Origin of the sequence: Bacteroides sp. D20 (assembly GCF_003436255.1) — a bacterium.
Taxonomy (GTDB): domain Bacteria; phylum Bacteroidota; class Bacteroidia; order Bacteroidales; family Bacteroidaceae; genus Bacteroides; species Bacteroides uniformis.
Map to the genome: position 1 here is coordinate 140,209 of NZ_QSOO01000002.1, position 18,366 is coordinate 158,574.

General features: G+C 42.4%; 15 protein-coding genes and 1 pseudogene. 11 read left to right on the top strand and 5 right to left on the bottom strand.

Annotated features, from left to right (window positions below; genetic code table 11):
* The first annotated feature begins 31 nt into the window (after positions 1–31).
* The 8 genes from DXD78_RS02420 (at position 32) to DXD78_RS02455 (ending at position 8,606) form a co-directional block, all read left to right on the top strand.
* Entirely contained in the window at positions 32–532 is a 501-nt protein-coding gene (locus tag DXD78_RS02420; protein WP_009036830.1) for an SPOR domain-containing protein, read from the top strand.
* 469 nt (positions 533–1,001) lie between these two features.
* A complete protein-coding gene (cysQ, locus tag DXD78_RS02425; RefSeq protein WP_005836050.1) occupies positions 1,002–1,826 on the top strand; it encodes a 3'(2'),5'-bisphosphate nucleotidase CysQ in 825 nt (274 codons plus the stop codon).
* A 7-nt stretch (positions 1,827–1,833) separates the two neighbouring features.
* Entirely contained in the window at positions 1,834–3,387 is a 1,554-nt protein-coding gene (locus DXD78_RS02430) for an SLC13 family permease (RefSeq protein WP_005826561.1), read from the top strand.
* Positions 3,388–3,408: 21 nt separating this feature from the next.
* Positions 3,409–4,014, top strand: coding sequence for an adenylyl-sulfate kinase (cysC, locus tag DXD78_RS02435; protein ID WP_005836053.1), 606 nt, complete (start codon positions 3,409–3,411; stop codon positions 4,012–4,014).
* A gap of 6 nt (positions 4,015–4,020) precedes the next feature.
* Positions 4,021–4,932 carry a sulfate adenylyltransferase subunit CysD gene (cysD, locus tag DXD78_RS02440; protein WP_005826557.1) on the top strand — a complete coding sequence of 304 codons (912 nt, stop codon included), beginning with the start codon at positions 4,021–4,023 and terminating at the stop codon, positions 4,930–4,932.
* Positions 4,933–4,972: 40 nt separating this feature from the next.
* Positions 4,973–6,445 carry a sulfate adenylyltransferase subunit CysN gene (gene cysN / locus DXD78_RS02445; protein WP_005826555.1) on the top strand — a complete coding sequence of 491 codons (1,473 nt, stop codon included), beginning with the start codon at positions 4,973–4,975 and terminating at the stop codon, positions 6,443–6,445.
* 63 nt (positions 6,446–6,508) lie between these two features.
* Positions 6,509–7,615 carry a sulfotransferase gene (locus tag DXD78_RS02450; protein ID WP_009036831.1) on the top strand — a complete coding sequence of 369 codons (1,107 nt, stop codon included), beginning with the start codon at positions 6,509–6,511 and terminating at the stop codon, positions 7,613–7,615.
* 25 nt (positions 7,616–7,640) lie between these two features.
* Positions 7,641–8,606 (top strand): PCMD domain-containing protein, encoded by a 966-nt coding sequence (locus tag DXD78_RS02455; protein ID WP_034528670.1) that lies wholly within the window; start codon positions 7,641–7,643, stop codon positions 8,604–8,606.
* 82 nt (positions 8,607–8,688) lie between these two features.
* Here the strand turns inward: DXD78_RS02455 and DXD78_RS02460 are convergent, their stop codons facing one another.
* From DXD78_RS02460 to DXD78_RS02480, 5 genes are all read right to left on the bottom strand, one after another.
* On the bottom strand, positions 8,689–9,441 hold the full coding sequence (locus DXD78_RS02460; protein ID WP_035448036.1) for a YjbH domain-containing protein: 753 nt from the start codon (positions 9,439–9,441) through the stop codon (positions 8,689–8,691).
* Positions 9,442–9,566: 125 nt separating this feature from the next.
* On the bottom strand, positions 9,567–10,706 hold the full coding sequence (locus DXD78_RS02465) for an OmpA family protein (RefSeq protein ID WP_034528676.1): 1,140 nt from the start codon (positions 10,704–10,706) through the stop codon (positions 9,567–9,569).
* Positions 10,707–10,746: 40 nt separating this feature from the next.
* Positions 10,747–11,637, bottom strand: a complete 891-nt coding sequence (locus tag DXD78_RS02470; protein ID WP_009036836.1) for a DUF3869 domain-containing protein — start codon at positions 11,635–11,637, stop codon at positions 10,747–10,749.
* A 13-nt stretch (positions 11,638–11,650) separates the two neighbouring features.
* Complete coding sequence (locus tag DXD78_RS02475; protein WP_117652475.1) at positions 11,651–12,898, bottom strand: hypothetical protein; 1,248 nt, start codon at positions 12,896–12,898, stop codon at positions 11,651–11,653.
* Positions 12,899–13,240: 342 nt separating this feature from the next.
* Complete coding sequence (locus DXD78_RS02480; protein ID WP_009036838.1) at positions 13,241–14,380, bottom strand: site-specific integrase; 1,140 nt, start codon at positions 14,378–14,380, stop codon at positions 13,241–13,243.
* An 801-nt stretch (positions 14,381–15,181) separates the two neighbouring features.
* On the opposite strand from DXD78_RS02480, the pseudogene DXD78_RS02490 reads away from it, so the two are divergent.
* The 3 genes and pseudogenes from DXD78_RS02490 to DXD78_RS02500 form a co-directional block, all read left to right on the top strand.
* Positions 15,182–16,162 (top strand): annotated as a pseudogene (locus tag DXD78_RS02490) (hypothetical protein); the annotation flags it as partial.
* A gap of 13 nt (positions 16,163–16,175) precedes the next feature.
* The gene (locus DXD78_RS02495; RefSeq protein ID WP_009036841.1) at positions 16,176–17,084 is read left to right on the top strand and encodes a DUF3869 domain-containing protein; all 909 of its coding nucleotides are present in this window, start codon (positions 16,176–16,178) and stop codon (positions 17,082–17,084) included.
* 41 nt (positions 17,085–17,125) lie between these two features.
* Complete coding sequence (locus DXD78_RS02500; protein WP_034528679.1) at positions 17,126–18,250, top strand: OmpA family protein; 1,125 nt, start codon at positions 17,126–17,128, stop codon at positions 18,248–18,250.
* Positions 18,251–18,366 lie beyond the last annotated feature (116 nt).

Genomic DNA, 18,366 nt, shown 5'->3' on the forward strand with positions numbered 1-18,366 from the left:
GACGATTTTACTAATAAAAACAATAGAAAAGATGAAAAAATTAGCCGTATTGGGAATGGGAGTATGCATAGCTCTGGCATTCTCTTCTTGTAAATCAAGTGAAAGTGCTTATAAGAAAGCATATGAAAAGGCAAAACAGCAGGAATTGGCCGAGCCGCAAACAACTGTCCCTGCTGAAGAGGTGGCTCCAGTGGTTACCGCTCCAGTAGAAGTAAAGGTGGTGGAAAGTGCACCTGCCGGCATGCGTCAGGAAAAGGTGACTGTGGTATCAGGTGGTACCAGCTTGAAAACCTTTAGTGTAGTTTGCGGAGCTTATAGCGTGAAAGCTAATGCGGAAGGTGTGAAGCAGGCATTGGTGAATGAAGGTTATACTGCAATGGTGGTTTACAATGCAGAAAGAAATCTGTATCGTGTAGTTATCGGTACATTCGATGACAGAGCATCCGCCGAGAATCTGCGCGACTCTTTCAAAGCTAAACATCCTTCGAATGATGACTTCCAGAAGGCATGGTTGCTGTATAGCGTCAATTAATAGAATTCTTTTTGGTAATTCATAACAGAAAGGAATGTATGTTTCCTTTCAAGATGAGGCAGTAACTGCGAAGTTACTGCCTTTTTCATGATATGCCGAAAGAATGTGAAGGCTGGCGCTGTCGCGTGTTTGGTTTGGCAAAACAAAGTGTTTCCTTTAACAGAACAGTTTGTTTCATTAAAGGAAACAACTTGTTTTTAAGCAGTGAAACAAAGTGTTCAGTACTGTGAACTAACGGACTAATTGAGAAAAGACCCAGATAAACTCATGTTGTCACAGTCTCTTTAGTTCCTCTTCCTTCGTGAATATTTCACTCTATTTTTCTCTGCTCCGGATTGATTTTCCTGATTGTGAAAAGTGCTTATAATATTCTCTCTTTCGTTTAAAAGAAGTTATAAAACAAGAGGTGGAAACTTTTAGACCTGAAAAAGTTTTTAATTTTGTGCCTTATCTTTGAGAAGAATATAGTATGGAACGACGATATATACTGAATGCGATTGATGCCGCTTTGCAGGCTGGCGAGAAAATTCTTTCCATTTACGATGATCCGGCATCGGATTTTCAGGTAGAAAAAAAAGCGGATAATTCTCCTCTTACTATTGCCGACCGTAAGGCTCATGAAACTATCTGCCGTTTTTTGGCTGATACACCTTTCCCTCTGCTAAGCGAGGAAGGCAAACATTTGCCTTTTTCGGAACGACGGAGTTGGGAAACTTTATGGATTGTAGACCCTTTGGACGGTACGAAGGAGTTCATCAAGAGGAACGGTGAGTTCACAGTGAATATAGCTTTGGTGCATCACTCAGTACCGGTAATGGGAGTCATTTATGTGCCGGTAAAAAAGGAGCTCTATTTTGGAGTGCATGATTCGGGTGCTTATAAGCTATCTGGTATTACTGCACGTGATGGAATGTCGTGGGATGAACTGCTTGTGAAAGCTGTCCGGCTGCCGGAAACAAGCGTGCACGAACGGTTTGTAATTGTGGCTTCCCGTTCGCATCTGACGCCCGAGACAGAAGATTATATCGAGAAAATGAAATGCAGCCATGCGGAAGTTGAGCTTATATCAAGTGGAAGTTCCATCAAGATTTGTCTGGTAGCTGAAGGCAAGGCTGATGTATATCCTCGTTTTGCCCCTACGATGGAATGGGATACGGCGGCTGGGCATGCTATTGCACGTGCTGCCGGAATGGAAATTTATCAGGCGGGGAAGGAAGAACCTTTGCAATATAATAAGGAGGATTTGCTGAATCCGTGGTTTATCGTAGAACCCAAGCATACTGAAATAAAATAACGACTTTATGACATTTGAGATATTGTTTGTGCTGCTGGCATTGTTGGGCATGGTGATTGCCTTGGTTCTGGATAAAATGCGTCCGGGCATGGTGCTCTTTTCTGTCGTAGTATTGTTCTTGTGTGCAGGTATCCTCACTCCTAAGGAGATGCTGGAAGGGTTCAGTAATAAGGGGATGATGACTGTTGCCATGCTGTTTTTGGTCAGTGAAGGCATCAGGCAGTCGGGTGCTTTGGGGCAAGTAATCAAGAAGCTGCTTCCCCAAGGTAAGACTACGGTCTTTAAAGCGCAGTTCCGTATGTTGCCCACCATTGCTTTTATTTCAGCTTTTCTAAACAATACTCCGGTGGTTGTTATCTTTGCTCCCATTATCAAGCGTTGGGCCGAATCTGTAAAATTGCCTGCTACCAAGTTCCTTATACCCCTTTCTTATGTGACGATACTTGGCGGAATCTGCACCCTGATAGGGACGTCGACCAATCTGGTGGTGCATGGTATGATATTGGAAGCCGGATATGAAGGCTTTACTATGTTCGAGTTGGGTAAAGTGGGCATTTTCGTCGCGATTGCAGGCATCCTTTATCTGTTCGCTTTTTCCTCAAGGCTTTTGCCGGATGTTCGTACGGATGCGGTAAAGCTGGATGAGGAACCGGAGGAGCATGGAGATTTACATCGGGTGGAAGCTGTACTCGGCGCCCGTTTTCCCGGTATCAACAAGAAACTTGGTGATTTTAACTTCAAGCGGCATTATGGGGCCGAAGTGAAGGAGATTAAGCGTAGCGGTCAGAGCATTGTCGGAAATCTGGAAAATGAATATCTCCGCGAAGGGGATACGCTGGTGGTGATGGCTGATGACTCTTTTGTAAAGACCTGGGGGGAATCTTCGGTGTTCGTGTTGCTGGCCAATGGCAAGGATACGGAACCGGTGCCCGGAAAGGGAAAGCGCTGGTTTGCCTTGGTTTTGCTGATATTGATGATAGTGGGTGCAACGGTTGGTGAACTTCCGGTTGTCAAGGAAGCTTTTCCGGAAATCAAGTTGGATATGTTTTTCTTCGTTTCCATTACTACTATCATTATGGCCTGGACAAAGATATTTCCGGCCCGCAAGTATACCAAATATATATCTTGGGATATTCTGATAACGATTGCTTGTGCTTTTGCTATCAGCAAGGCGATGGTGAATTCCGGAGTGGCAGATGCTGTGGCGCGTTTCATTATAGGCATGAGCCATCATTATGGCCCCCACGTGTTGCTGGCTGCTGTGTTTATCATAACGAACTTGTTTACAGAACTGATTACGAACAATGCGGCCGCGGCACTCGCTTTCCCGTTGGCACTTTCCATCTCTTCACAGATGGGAGTCAGTCCGATGCCTTTCTTCGTTGTAATTTGTATGGCGGCTTCTGCCAGCTTCTCCACTCCTATAGGGTATCAGACTAATTTGATTGTACAAGGTATCGGTAACTATAAGTTCACGGATTTTGTACGCATCGGGTTACCTTTGAATATCATTACTTTCCTGATATCCATTTTCTTGATTCCTTTAATTTGGCCATTTTAAAAAAAGAAGAAATAATAACATATGGAAGAAAACAACCACATATATCCGATATTTGACAAAATGCTGATGCGGAAAGACAAAGAAGACTTGTTGAAGCAGCACAGCGTGATGGTTTGGTTTACCGGTTTGAGCGGCTCCGGCAAAAGTACGATAGCCATTGCCTTGGAGCGCGAACTTCATAAAAGAGGATTGCTTTGCCGTATCCTGGATGGTGACAACATCCGCAGTGGCATCAACAATAACCTCGGTTTTACGGAGGCCGACCGTGTGGAGAATATCCGGCGTATAGCCGAAGTTTCCAAACTCTTTCTTGATACGGGTGTTATAACAATCGCGGCTTTTATCAGTCCTAATAACGATATTCGTGAAATGGCGGCTGATATTATCGGACAAGACGATTTTCTGGAAGTTTATGTCAGTACCCCGCTTGAAGAGTGTGAACGCCGTGACGTGAAGGGACTTTATGCCAAGGCACGTAAGGGAGAAATCAAGAATTTTACAGGTATTTCCGCGCCTTTTGAGGAACCGGCTCATCCGGCTCTGACGTTGGATACCTCTGTTCTCAGCCTGGAAGAATCGGTCAATAAACTGTTGGAACTCATTTTACCAAGAATTCAGAAGAAATAAGATATAATGAAAGAAGAATATAAATTGAGCCATTTGAAGGAACTCGAAGCAGAGTCCATTCATATTATCCGTGAAGTGGCAGCGGAGTTTGAAAATCCGGTGATGCTGTATAGTATCGGCAAGGATTCTTCGGTTATGGTGCGCTTGGCCGAAAAGGCGTTTGCTCCCGGCAAAGTGCCGTTCCCGTTGATGCACATCGATTCCAAGTGGAAGTTTAAGGAGATGATACAGTTCCGTGACGAGTATGCCAAGAAGTATGGTTGGAACCTGATAGTGGAAAGCAATATGGAAGCTTTCAATGCAGGTGTCGGGCCTTTTACGCATGGCAGCAAGGTGCATACGGACCTGATGAAAACGCAGGCTTTGCTCCACGCATTGGATAAGTATAAGTTTGATGCGGCATTCGGTGGTGCTCGTCGCGACGAGGAGAAGTCACGTGCCAAAGAGCGTATTTTCTCCTTCCGTGACAAGTTCCATCAATGGGACCCCAAAAATCAGCGTCCCGAATTGTGGGATATTTATAATGCCCGGGTACATAAAGGAGAGAGTATCCGAGTATTTCCGTTAAGTAATTGGACGGAGCTGGACATCTGGCAATATATACGTTTGGAAAATATTCCTATTGTGCCGTTGTATTTTGCCAAGGAACGTCCTTGTGTGGAGATTGACGGAAATCTGATAATGGCGGATGACGACCGCTTGCCGGAACAGTACCGCGACCAGATAAAGATGCGTATGGTGCGTTTCCGTACGCTGGGTTGCTGGCCGTTGACCGGTGCTGTGGAAAGCGATGCCGATACCATCGAGAAGATTGTCGAGGAAATGATGACCACCACCAAGAGTGAACGGACGACCCGTGTCATTGACTTCGACCAAGACGCAAGCATGGAGCAGAAGAAGCGCGAGGGATACTTCTAAAGGAATTAAAAATTAAGAATTAAAAATTAAATCATTAAGGATGAACGATTCTACACTTGATATAAAGGCTTTTCTTGATAAGGATGAGCAGAAAGACTTATTGCGCTTACTGACTGCCGGTTCTGTGGATGACGGAAAATCCACATTGATAGGCCGTCTGTTGTTCGACAGCAAGAAACTATATGAGGATCAGCTGGACGCACTGGAACGCGACAGCAAGCGCATGGGAAATGCCGGCGACCACATTGACTACGCCCTTTTGCTGGACGGCTTGAAGGCAGAGCGCGAACAAGGCATCACCATCGACGTGGCATACCGCTACTTCTCGACCAACAACCGTAAGTTTATCATTGCCGATACTCCGGGACACGAGCAGTACACACGCAACATGATTACCGGGGGCTCTACAGCTAACTTGGCAATTATTCTGGTGGATGCACGTATGGGTGTCATTACGCAGACGCGCCGGCATACTTTTCTGGTGTCGTTGCTTGGCATCAAGCATGTGGTGCTTGCTGTCAATAAGATGGACCTGGTGGATTTTTCCGAAGAACGTTTTAATGAGATAGTCGATGAATATCGGAAGTTTATAGCTCCATTGGGTATTCCTGACGTAAACTGCATTCCGCTGTCAGCTTTGGATGGCGACAATGTGGTGGAGAAATCGGAACGTACTCCTTGGTATGAGGGTATTTCACTTCTTGACTTTCTGGAGACGGTACATATTGACAACGACCATAATTTGAAGGATTTTCGTTTCCCGGTTCAATACGTCTTGCGTCCCAATCTCGATTTCCGTGGTTTTTGCGGTAAGGTGGCTTCGGGTATTATTCGTAAGGGAGATGAAGTGATGGCATTGCCTTCCGGTAAGAAGTCGCATATCAAGAGTATAGTTACATACGACGGCGAATTGGATTACGCCTTTCCGCCCCAGTCCGTCACCTTGACTTTGGAGGACGAAATAGATGTGTCGAGAGGGGAAATGCTGGTACATCCGGATAACCTGCCCGTCATGGACCGCAATTTTGAAACGATGCTGGTTTGGATGGATGAAGAGCCGATGGATATCAACAAATCATTCTTCATCAAACAGACCACCAATATAAGCCGCACCCGCATCGACAGCATCAAGTATAAAGTGGATGTCAATACGATGGAGCATCTTTCCATTGACAACGGAAAGTTGAGCAAGGAAACATTGCCGATGCAGCTCAATCAGATTGCGCGCGTGGTGCTGACCACTGCCAAAGAGCTTTTCTTTGACCCTTATCGGCAGAATAAGGCTACCGGTTCGTTTATCTTGATAGACCCGATAACCAACAATACCAGTGCTGTAGGTATGATTATCGATAGGGTGGAGGATAAGGACATGCACTTAGCTGAGGACCTGCCTATACTGAATTTGCCTAAGCTGGGTATAGCTCCCGAACATTACGAAGCTATAGAAAAGGCTGTGAAAGAGCTGGAACGCCAGGGCGTGGCTGTACGGATAGAGCGCAGTACTTCTTTATAAGTATTGCAGTTCTCTCTCGGTATCACCGGAAGAAAACCATAACATATTAATATAAAGATAATAATGGGATTGTTAGAATTCAATAAGCTTCCGATAAACACCCTGGTAGGTGCGGATTGGAAAACATTCAAGGATATAACGGGCGGTCGTGACATCGGTGCTGCCTACAAAGGCAAGTATCGGCTGACAAAAGCCGTCTGCCGCCTGCTGTCCACTTTGGCTCCTCTGCAGGACAGACGCTATGAAAAGCTCCTGGCAGATAAGCCCTTGGAGCATGATCCGGTATTCATTTTGGGACACTGGCGTAGCGGGACTACGTTTGTGCATAATGTTTTCTCCTGCGACAAGCATTTCGGCTACAACACGACATACCAGACTGTATTTCCGCATCTTATGATGTGGGGGCAGCCTTTCTTCAAGAAGAACATGAGTTGGTTGATGCCGGACAAACGTCCCACGGACAATATGGAACTTGCCGTTGACCTTCCGCAAGAAGAGGAGTTTGCTTTGGCAAATATGATGCCCTACACCTATTATAATTTCTGGTTCCTGCCCGAATATCAGCAAGAGTATGCCGATAAATACCTGCTGTTTGATGACATCACAGAGAAAGAGCTGAAAGTATTTGAGGAGACTTTCGTCAAACTGATAAAGATTTCTCTTTGGAATACGAACGGAACCCAGTTTCTTAGTAAGAATCCGCCTCATACGGGACGTGTGAAAGAGCTTGTCAAGATGTTCCCCAATGCCAAGTTTATCTATCTGATGCGTAATCCTTATACTGTTTTCGAAAGCACACGTAGTTTCTTTACTAACACCATTCAGCCGTTGAAACTGCAGGATATCAGTCATGAGGAGCTTGAGAAGAATATTTTGTCCATTTATGCCAAACTGTATCATAAGTACGAAGCGGACAAGGCATGCATTCCTGAAGGAAACTTGATAGAGGTGAAGTTTGAGGACTTCGAAGCGGATGCAATGGGAATGACTGAATATATCTACAAGGCTTTGTCCATTCCGGGCTTTGTAGAGGCGCGTGTCGATATTGAGAAGTATGTAGGTGGAAAGAAAGGATATAAGAAGAATAAATACAAGTATGATGAGCGTACAGTGCAGTTGGTTCAGGATAACTGGAATTTTGCGCTGGAACAGTGGAAGTACGATTTATAATGATTGTCAATTATCAATGAGAGAAATGATTCAAAAGAAAATTCGTATGTTGGGAGTGCTGTCTGCCATGCTTTGTTGCGGAGTCGTTTCTGCGCAGCAGCACGAGGTAGAGATGATTCCTTTCGGAAATATGGATCAATGGATTGACCGCCAAATCAAGGAATCCGGTATTATCGGCGGTGCCACGAAGAATGTGTATGCCATCGGGCCTACTGCTACTATCACTGAAACCAAGGCATACAAGAATATGGGAGGTTCGCCGTGGGCGACATCCAATGTGATGGCGCGGGTAGCCGGTATCACGAAAACTAATACTTCTGTTTTCCCGGAAAAGAGAGGGAATGGTTTCTGCGCCCGTATGGACACCCGTATGGAGAGTGTGAAAGTTTTTGGAATAGTGGATATCACGGTGCTGGCTGCCGGCTCTATGTTTCTGGGTGAGGTGCACGAACCTATCAAGGGGACTAAAAATCCGCAGAAAATGCTGAATTCCGGCATACCGTTCACAAAGAAACCTATCGCCATACAGTTTGATTATAAAGTAAAGATGTCCGACCGCGAGAAGCGTATCCGTGCAACGGGCTTTAGCCGTATCACAGATGTTGAGGGAAAGGACTTCCCGGAAGTGAATCTGTTTCTGCAAAAGCGTTGGGAAGATGAGAAGGGGAATATCTATGCCAAGCGTGTAGGAACGATGGTCGTACGATATTATACTACTACCGATTGGCATAATAATGCCACTTATTCCATCATGTACGGTGATATCACCGGTGACCCTGCGTACAAGGCCCACATGATGCGTCTTCAGGTTGAAGAACGCTATGCAGTTAATAGTAAAGGAGAGAGCGTACCTATTAAGGAGGTTGCCTGGGGAACGGAAGATGATGTGCCTACTCATTTGTTGTTACAGTTTACCTCCAGCCATGGCGGTGCTTACATAGGTTCTCCCGGTAATTCGTTGTGGATTGACAATGTAAAATTGGTATATTAGAATAAAAGCAGTTAAAGTTGGATGTCATACTTTAGCTGCTTTTTTAATGGAGTCACTGAGACTTTGGGTTACTTCTTATTTCTTATTTCAGATGAATTTTGTATGTTAGCCCTCCACTGAAATATTTCATCCTCTGCATTTCCACCTGCACATGCAGATGCTTGAACAACAGATAGGTGGCTCCCAAGGCAAAGTCCTTGGAGTCATATTCCGCTATCACCCTCAGCTGCGGATGGAAGGACGGATTGTAGGTGACACCCAGTGCAAAGCCATTCAGCTTGTACTCCTTGCGGTTGTTGTAAAGGTAGGAAAGATGGACACCAATCTCCTCTTTACCCACAACGGGTATATGCTTGGAGGCGGCAATGTAGAAACGGCTGTAATATCCGTTACCTTCCGTGGTGCCGACTTGCCCCCCTCCGGAGGAAGTGAACGGGTCGGACGTCCCCAGCACGACAGCCGGCATGTATTTCCAGAACTGCCCCTCCTTCAACACACGCAGACGGGCGGAAAAGTAACGGTCCTGGTTCGTGAATCCGCTGTACCCGTATGGCTTCAATCCTAACGCCTCTGCCTTGAAAAGTGTACACGTGTAGGCTATCTCCAGAAAGGGAAAGATAGTTACACTCAAGAAATAGTTGTAGGTATGATAGTACCAGGTGGGTGGTGTGAGCTCCTTGTTCAGGAAGTTACCGCCAACCATGAAAGTCTTGTCACGCTGCATCTCCGCAGAGGGTGCATGCAACAGCCCGGTCGTACCATACGTCAACTGGGAAAAGGCCGAAAGGGAAAGGCTGCAAAACAGAACGATAAAGAATAGCTTAAACTTCATCATCACATATAAATTCAGTCGCTGATAAAAAATGGATTGCTTTATAACATGCATCGGACATAGTACCAAAAAAGGCGTCTGAGTCCCAGACGCCTTCATTTTTAGAGTCTATTTGTCACTTGGAGTTATTATTCCAGGATAACTACACGGTTCAGGAAGTTCTTGCCGAACATGTTTTCAGTACCTCCGAATCCTACGAGCTCAAGTTGGTCTTTACTTACACCTTCTGCAATCAAAGCATCGTAAACAACCTGAGCACGCTTTTCAGACAGCTTCTGGTTCCAAGAAGCGCTACCGGTAGCCTTATCGCAATAACCGGCAACTTTGTACTTCCTATCCGGATTAGCCTTCAGAATCTTGGCAGCCAACTGGATGTTAACCTTGCCATAGTCGTCCAGACGGGCGCTGCCAATCTTGAAGAAGATAGCACGCGGACCTGCAACTTCAACTTCCTTAGTCACTTCCTTAACTTCAGGTTTAGCGTTGGCCAGTGCATTCTTGCAGTTAGCCAGGTCAGCCTGAGCCTGAGCCAGTTCGCTTCTATATCTGTTGATTTCCGCATTGATAGCATCTTCGTCGATATTGGAAGCCTTCACAAATTTCTTGCCACCGAAGATGTAGCTAACACCTGCGGTCAGCATGCCTGTACCTTCAGCCTTGCGATGGCTGCTGATGTTACCGAAAATGGACGGGGCGATAGCACCGCGAGCTTCTACGTCAATAGCCCACTTGGTGTTGATATTGAACTTCAAGCCCAAACCGGCAGAAGCACCGATACGTGCACGCATTTCAGCTTCACCGGCAGGAGTCATAGACTGCGAAGTACCGTCAGCACTAATTGTAACATCCACATTTTGAGATTTTGCTACAGAAATTTGAGGTCCCAAGAAACCGTAAACTTCGAAGAAACGGTTAGGATTAACGCCTGCGAACAATGTAGAAAGATTGATCATTGCATCAATGTTACCACCTACATAAGTCTTGTTGTGTTCCCAATAAGCATCATCCAAACACAGATGCTGAGTAATACCGTTTACCTGAGCACGTACACCCCACGTCGGAGTAATCAACTTACCAACTGATACGCTGAAATGCGGAGCAATCTTATTGAAACCGTCATTGTTGATGGCGTGGATACCACCACCTACACTCACGAAAATATTATCGCTCCATTTCGGAGTGTAGTAGTTCGTTTTTTCTTGTGCACTTAGATTTGCTGCACAAGCGCCTGCCAATAGTAAGGAGGCTATCATTAATTTACTTTTCATTTTCTCTTTAGTTTAAGATAAATAACAACTAAACGTTCTGTTAATCAGCAACAACAATACCGCCACCAGCATTATCTCCACCATGACCATGGCCATGACCATGACCTGCAGGAGCGTGATTGTGACCAGGAATCTGTTGATCAACCAGGATGTCTCCTAAAGCAGTCGCAAAATTTTTAACCTTCATAGAAGCTAAAATTTCTTCCCCTGCTTTTGTATTAGCATCAGCTTTTTTAACAATCTTATAATCAGTAGTTACAACAGTATAAGCGACATTAATTATCGTACGAGAGTGAGCATAAACCGGAATTTCCTTATCTATCTCAACTTCTTCCTCTTTATAAGTATCTTTAAGAGTACTAAAGAAAGAATTAATAGCTCCGATTTCAAGTAAATCTGTTGTATTGATCACCTTTGTATCTTCCAATACCTTATTTCCTGACTTATTAAGATATTTTCCTGTTGTATAGTAATAGTAATCTGTCGTATTATCTTCAAAACCCTCCTTATTCTCAGTATTTGTAGATTCTTGAGGATCTACAACGATTTTTGTTTCTGCTGTTTCTTTTTGAAGAATAATAGTCGGAGTTAAAGAAGCAAACTGGCCAGCTTGCAATGCAGGAACAGCAACTTTAACTTCTACACTCATATCATTATAAGAAGCGGTAACCGTAGCTGTAGTTGCTGCCAAAGTAGGATTACCAGTAAACGTAGCTGACGGACTGATAGTGACCGTAGCAACACTTGTTACATCAGTTGTAACGCCATTCTCTACAGCAAGTACAATCGGACTGATAGTAGCTTGCGCATTGATAGGCTCAATATTTACATTGAACTCTTCTTTTTCACAAGAAGTGAAAGCTGTAGCCAAAGCTACTACGGCAAGTGCAAACACTGCATTTATGCCGTTTAAGAATTTAATCTTTTTCATCTCAATTAATTAATTAAAAATTTAACAATTCTGACTTAATAAAATATGGGTTAAAACTATTCTCTTCCATTATATTATCACTTGCCTCTGCCTTGTATTGCTTATAATAAGTCCTTTCATTACCCGCATTATATACAATGCCCATATGGGCAGAGGTATTTACACGCGGTACATATCCTTTCCTTTTATACTTATAAGGAGGCAATGCCACCTGAAACCGGAATCCTCCATTCGCTTTAGCATGCTCTGCCTTCATGGCATAAAAGCCGATTGAGCAATAACGGAAATGACGAACCATTTCAAATCTGACCCCCTTTTCCTTCATTAGATACTGTTCAGCTTTCAGCGTGAACTGGGTATTGAACTGCGGCCAATAAAAGCTACCCCCCAAAGACCAAGTAGCAACCCATGTAGAAGGATCATAATGCAATTTAAATCCATTCCAATATCCGGTTCCAGTATATCCTATTCGAGCCAATAAAGAAAATCTCTCATCATTAAAAGGCCTAAAAAAATCCACATCAAATCCATATTGATCCGCATTAAAATATCCGACAGTCACTTTGCCAAACACATTATACGGCAACCTGAAGCGTTGTGAAAGAGTCAAATTTCCCGGATGAACCTTACCTTCATATTTTCCATACCCATCATTATAAACCGGTATTTTCACTTGTGCCGTTAGTTTCATTCCTTTCCATAACGAAACCTCTATCGCAGGGCTCAAATCAAACAAGACCTGATAAATCTGTGTAATCACCAGATTCTTGAAAGCTAATTGAGGATACACCAATACATCAATCTTGAACAAAGAGCTATTTTTCAACTTTATTTTCCGTGCATTCTTCCAAGTATCACCCAATTCATAGCTTACATTCCAGTCATCACGTTCTGCTTGGAGCACCGAATCACCCTTTATAGGATGATAATAAAGAGAAATCTGGGGTACATTATTGTCCAGAACTATTATTCGGCATGACTTTTCTTCCGGTAAACCCATCTTTTGGATAACATCCACCGCTTTGCCTATGCCTACACCTTGCAAACGATATGCAGAGTTCTGCAGAACATAAACACGTTCATTGCCATCTTCTGTCCATCCAACATTTTCAAATCCCATTTTCACTAAAGCATTTACAGTACTTTCCCCCGTTTGGCAAATCCCTTTCAAAGGAAGCAAACAGTATAAAAAGAACGCTGCACATTGTGCTATTGTTTTAGTTGTTAGGCACTTTCTTATGTTAGAGTTTTTATACCTCATCTTTTTCAACCATTTTTTGTGTCCGTATAACACAAAATATGGTGCAAAAATAGACACATTTTTAATAATACCAAAGATTTTTATATGAAAAAACGAAATAATGTTGTTTTTTCCTCAAAAGCCCCTAATAAAGACTCAGATTGTTTATATGAAGTATATTAGCTATCTTGAAATCCTTAATATAGTTGTACGTAATTGTTATACAGAATGTTGTTTTTTGTGCCAAATAGTCATTTTTAGCAGTTTTGGCTAACTCACTTATCTCTGTAGAAAGGATAAATAGAAGAAATATCTGCAAGAATTAAAGAGAATGACAAATTGCACTTCGCATTTAACCAACCCCTATGATATATTAGGAATTAAATCGATAGCCTTCTTTTTACTTTCATCTACAAGCTTTGCATAAATTTGTGTTGTCTGTATATTGGTATGTCCCAATAGTTTGGAGACTGTATATAAATCTACTCCCAATGTCAGCATCATTGTTGCATGTGTGTGGCGCGCTGTGTGAAATGTTACATGCTTTGATATCCCAGCTTGTTCAACCCATTTGTGTAAAATCACATTACTTCGTCCCAGTGAGACCAATCCGGCAAATACCTTTTCCGTTTCTGGTGCATTTCCTCTGTCTGGCAGATGTTTTATGGCTTCCGAACAGAGTGGAAGCGATATGGCTTCTTTCGTCTTCTTCTGAATAATACTCAATAGTGCATTGCCATTTTCATCATAGCGTATATCTTCCCATCTCAATGCAATAATATCACAATGCCTCAATCCACAAAAACAGCTGAATAGAAATGCTTTCCTTAATAAGATATTATAAAAAGGAGTATGAACCAATCTGGTCAATTCCTTTATAGTAAGATAATCCCTTTCTGTTCGATTACGTTTTGGTTTGTCCTCATTCTTTATTTTATTCATCGGATTAACAGTTATATAATCTTCAGATACGGCCCTGTTCAAGCAGTATCGCAGCGTTTTCAAATAATAGAATTGGGTGTTAACATGTAATGTCTTTTCCTTCTTACAATGTTCTTGTTTTGTTTTCTTCAAGTAATCTATAAAACCCAACAAATAAGTCTTGTCCACCTTTCTTAGCAATATTCCATTCGGAGTATACCTTTCCAAATGGCATACAACAGCATGTATGGCACTTTTCCGTACTCTATTGTTCACACTTTGTTCTGCTATTAATTTCATATAGCCAGTCAGCTTCATATTGGACAATCTGCTATGATTAAATCCGTAAGCTTGATTATATATTTCCAAAATCTTCTGAGCCTTTATCGCATTTGCCAAATTTAGCGTCTCGGCATTTCTTTTTTTATCAGCTTGATTATGTTCAGGGATAATATACAACTTTAAGAATTCGTATTGTCGCCTTCCATTCATATAAATATCCAGATATATGGATTGGCATCCATTAACCAATTTTTTTGTTCTCACCTTTATTGGCTCTTTTAAATTCAATTGTTTTTTCATATTCTTTAAATAAAAACATACAGTTTATTATTAGTAGTAACAAAACAGTAACAAAAGTCAATCCTAAAAATTGTTTTCATGTTCTATCACTCTTGTCTTTTTTATAATTACCTTATTAGCTATCAAATATTTACAGTATAGAACGCCACGTTACTGAAAGAACAAATATAATAATAAGCCAGAAACAATTAAACTATCAAGAGTGTGGCTATTGCTATGACGGCGGAAACTTTCTCTGGAAATTTATTTTCCATCACTTTGCTTCCACACTTCCACCCACCTCCTGTATCCCCCTATCCATCGGCATTTGCCCTGTGGTGGAAGCAATCCGAAAAGGTGGAAGCAAATTTAGCTTCCACTTGTCTGAAACGCCTGAGTTTTGTAGTAACAATCTGTTTACTAGCATAATATTACGCAAGAGCTACATAAATCAATCAGTTCGGCATTCCGCAGAGGCTATGAAAAGTACCGGGAGAGTGAGCCGTTCAAGCGGATGATTCCTAACTCACGGCTATGAATAATGCCGTCTAATATCCTTTAAGTTGTTGTACAATACATTTGCGCCCTATCCACAATAGATGCGGGCTACGTACTTCATCCGTAAAAGCCTTGGAGTTAGTGACACCTAACAGCCATGAACAACCCTGCTTACGACCATAAAGCAATCGCTTGACGACCATTAGCAGAGTTGTTCATGGCCGTTAGGCGTCATTAATTCCCTATGCAACAGCAGACAAACAAAGGGAGAGAAGCAAAGGATTGTCTGTGTTTTAGATAAAAAGCCCATTTGTTAGCAGGTGTATTCCGGAAGAAAAGTCATGCCGCATAATAGTTCTGGATAATAATGTACCCCAGATTTCTCTTTATTATCATCCTATAAAGGGTGATTCGGTGCTCCAAGCAGAACGTGATGACTGGAATGTAAGCTATGAATTGGGTGATACTTGGAAGAATGCACGGAAAATAAAGTTGAAAAATAGCTCTTTGTTCAAGATTGATATATTGGTGTATCCGGAATTCTCTTTCAAGAACGTGATTATTACGCAGATTTATCAGGTCTTGTTTGATTTGAGTCCTGCAATAGAAATTTCGTTATGGAAAGGAATGAAACTAACGGCACAAGTGAAGATACCAATTTATAATGATGGATATGGAGCTCGGGAAGGAAAGGTTCATCCGGGGTTTCTGACTCTTTCACAACGTTTTCGATTGCCTTATAACGTTTTTGGTAAATTCTCAGTAGGTTATTTTAGTGGCAACCGATATGGTGCTGATGTAGATTTCTTTCGACCCTTTAATGATGAGCGCTTTTCTTTGTTGGCAAGAATAGGATATACGGGAGCTGGACGTTGGGACGGATTTAAGTTCCAATATGATCCTTCATTATGGCGTGTGACGTGGTCTTTGGGGGGAAATTTCTATTGGCCGCGATTTAATACACAGTTCACACTGAAGGCTGAACAGTATCTAATGAAGGAAAAGGGGGTCAGATTCGATATGATTCGTCATTTCCGTTATTGCTCAATCGGCTTTTATGCCATGAAGGCAGAGCATGCCAAGGCGAATGGAGGATTCCGGTTTCAGGTATCATTGCCTCCTTATAAGTATAAGAGAAGAGGGTATATACCGCGTGTAAATACCTCTGCCCATATGGGCATTGTATATAATGCGGGTAATGAAAGGACTTATTATAAGCAATACAAGGCAGAGGCAAGTGATAATATAATGGAAGAGAATAGTTTTAACCCATATTTTATTAAGTCAGAATTGTTAAATTTTTAATTAATTAATTGAGATGAAAAAGAAAAGTTTTTTAAGTGGCGTAAATGCTAAATTAGCATTGGCTGCAGTAGCTTTGACGAGTGTGATGTTCACAAGCTGCGAAAAGGAAGAATTCAATGTTGCACCTGTGGAATTGGATCCTGCAAGTGCTACCATTGCTGTTACTGTATATGATTTGGGGGATCGTTCTATCATAACAGAAGGCCTTAATATTACAGGTGACACTGAAGTGAAGGCTGGTGCTGATGGTAAAATTGCACCTGAAACAAGAAAGTTTACTGCTACAAAAAAAGATTATTTACCAGGCGAAGGACAAGCTGTGATTCCTGCTTTGAATAAAGGACAATTCGCTTTTGTTCCAGTAAACATTTTCTTGCAGAAAATAACAGATGCCGCTAAGGATGTATATCCTACTCCTGATCCTGAGACTATAAAGCCTGAAATAGGTCAGGTTGTAGATGGTGGAAGTTATACCAATGATGGCCCCAATCCTCAAGACAAAGAATTGTCATATACAGCATATGTCGGTCAAACAGTTACTAACATTGATGAGGTAAAAACTTGGATTGATGCAAATATACCTGCTACTAAGGCTTTGTCTAATGAAGAACTGAAAGCTGTGTTGAAAGCTGCTGTAGAAGGTCTTAATACCGGTTTTACTGCAGTAGTTAGAACAGAAAAAGTAACAATTGCACCTTATACAACTGTTACTTTGAAAGCTACTACAAACTATCAGACTTCTGTAAATAATGTTTCAGCAACAGTAGATGGTGTGGTATATAATATTCCTGGTGTAAATATTAAGGTTGCACTTAATACAACTGCAACACAAGATATTGTTTCAATTACTCATGATCATGGTCACGGTCATGGCAATGGAAACAATGCTGGTGGTGGTAATGGTGACGGTACAGCTTACTAAAATCGTTTTAGTTATTATTTTAATTTTAAACTAAAGGAATAATGAAAAGTAAATTAGTAATAGCCTCCTTATTATTAGCAGGCGCTTGTGCAGCAAATCTGAATGCACAAGAAAAAACGAACTACTACACTCCGAAATGGAGCGATAATATTTTCGTGAGTGTAGGTGGTGGTGTCCACGCTATCAACAATGATGGTTTCAATAAATTGGCTCCGCATTTTAGCGTATCAGTTGGTAAGTTGATTACTCCGACATGGGGTGTACGCGCTCAGTTCAATGGTGTTACTCAGCACTTGTGTCTGGATAACTCGTATTGGGAACATAATAAGACGTACTTTGGTGGTAACATTGATGCAATGATCAATCTTTCTACATTGTTCGCAGGCGTTAATCCTAACCGTTTCTTCGAAGTTTATGGATTTTTGGGTCCTCAAGTAACTGTTGCAAAGTCAGCTAATGTGCTGATTCAAAACGATGGAACAATGATTCCTGATGGGGATGAAAAGGCTAGAGCACGTGTAGGCGCTTCTGCTGGTTTGGGCTTGAAGTTCAATATCAACACTAAGTGGGCTATTGACGTAGAAGCTCGCGGTGCTATCGCTCCGTCTGTATTCGGCAATATCAGCAGCCATCGCAAGGCTGAAGGTACTGGAACTTTGACTGCAGGTGTTAGCTACATCTTCGGTGGTAAGAAGTTTATTCCGGTTTCTAAGATTGACGAAGACGCAGTCAATGCAGAAATCAACAGATATAGAAGTGAACTGGCTCAGGCTCAGGCTGACCTGGCTAACTGCAAGAATGCACTGGCCAACGCTAAACCTGAAGTTAAGGAAGTGACTAAGGAAGTTGAAGTTGCCGGGCCGCGTGCTATCTTCTTCAAGATTGGTAGCGCCCGTCTGGACGACTATGGTAAGGTTAACATCGAATTGGCTGCTAAGATTCTGAAGGCTAATCCGGACAAGAAGTACAAGGTTGCAGGTTATGCTGACAAGGCTACCGGTAGCACTTCTTGGAACCAGAAGCTGTCTGAAAAGCGTGCTCAGGTTGTTTACGATGCTTTGATTGCTCAGGGTGTTGACAAAGACCAGCTCGAACTCGTTGGATTCGGTGGTACTGCCAATATGTTCGGCAAGAACTTCCTGAACCGCGTAGTTATCCTGGAATAATATACTCCAAGTGACAAATAGACTCTAAAAATGAAGGCGTCTGGGACTCAGACGCCTTTTTTGGTACTATGTCCGATGCATGTTATAAAGCAATCCATTTTTTATCAGCGACTGAA

Bases quoted from the DNA above. Each gene is read 5' to 3' on its own strand.
- DXD78_RS02420 (WP_009036830.1), top strand. From the start codon at position 32: ATGAAAAAATTAGCCGTATTGGGAATGGGAGTATGCATAGCTCTGGCA.
- cysQ (WP_005836050.1), top strand. From the start codon at position 1,002: ATGGAACGACGATATATACTGAATGCGATTGATGCCGCTTTGCAGGCT.
- DXD78_RS02430 (WP_005826561.1), top strand. From the start codon at position 1,834: ATGACATTTGAGATATTGTTTGTGCTGCTGGCATTGTTGGGCATGGTG.
- cysC (WP_005836053.1), top strand. From the start codon at position 3,409: ATGGAAGAAAACAACCACATATATCCGATATTTGACAAAATGCTGATG.
- cysD (WP_005826557.1), top strand. From the start codon at position 4,021: ATGAAAGAAGAATATAAATTGAGCCATTTGAAGGAACTCGAAGCAGAG.
- cysN (WP_005826555.1), top strand. From the start codon at position 4,973: ATGAACGATTCTACACTTGATATAAAGGCTTTTCTTGATAAGGATGAG.
- DXD78_RS02450 (WP_009036831.1), top strand. From the start codon at position 6,509: ATGGGATTGTTAGAATTCAATAAGCTTCCGATAAACACCCTGGTAGGT.
- DXD78_RS02455 (WP_034528670.1), top strand. From the start codon at position 7,641: ATGATTCAAAAGAAAATTCGTATGTTGGGAGTGCTGTCTGCCATGCTT.
- DXD78_RS02460 (WP_035448036.1), bottom strand. From the start codon at position 9,441: ATGATGAAGTTTAAGCTATTCTTTATCGTTCTGTTTTGCAGCCTTTCC.
- DXD78_RS02465 (WP_034528676.1), bottom strand. From the start codon at position 10,706: ATGAAAAGTAAATTAATGATAGCCTCCTTACTATTGGCAGGCGCTTGT.
- DXD78_RS02470 (WP_009036836.1), bottom strand. From the start codon at position 11,637: ATGAAAAAGATTAAATTCTTAAACGGCATAAATGCAGTGTTTGCACTT.
- DXD78_RS02475 (WP_117652475.1), bottom strand. From the start codon at position 12,898: ATGAGGTATAAAAACTCTAACATAAGAAAGTGCCTAACAACTAAAACA.
- DXD78_RS02480 (WP_009036838.1), bottom strand. From the start codon at position 14,380: ATGAAAAAACAATTGAATTTAAAAGAGCCAATAAAGGTGAGAACAAAA.
- DXD78_RS02495 (WP_009036841.1), top strand. From the start codon at position 16,176: ATGAAAAAGAAAAGTTTTTTAAGTGGCGTAAATGCTAAATTAGCATTG.
- DXD78_RS02500 (WP_034528679.1), top strand. From the start codon at position 17,126: ATGAAAAGTAAATTAGTAATAGCCTCCTTATTATTAGCAGGCGCTTGT.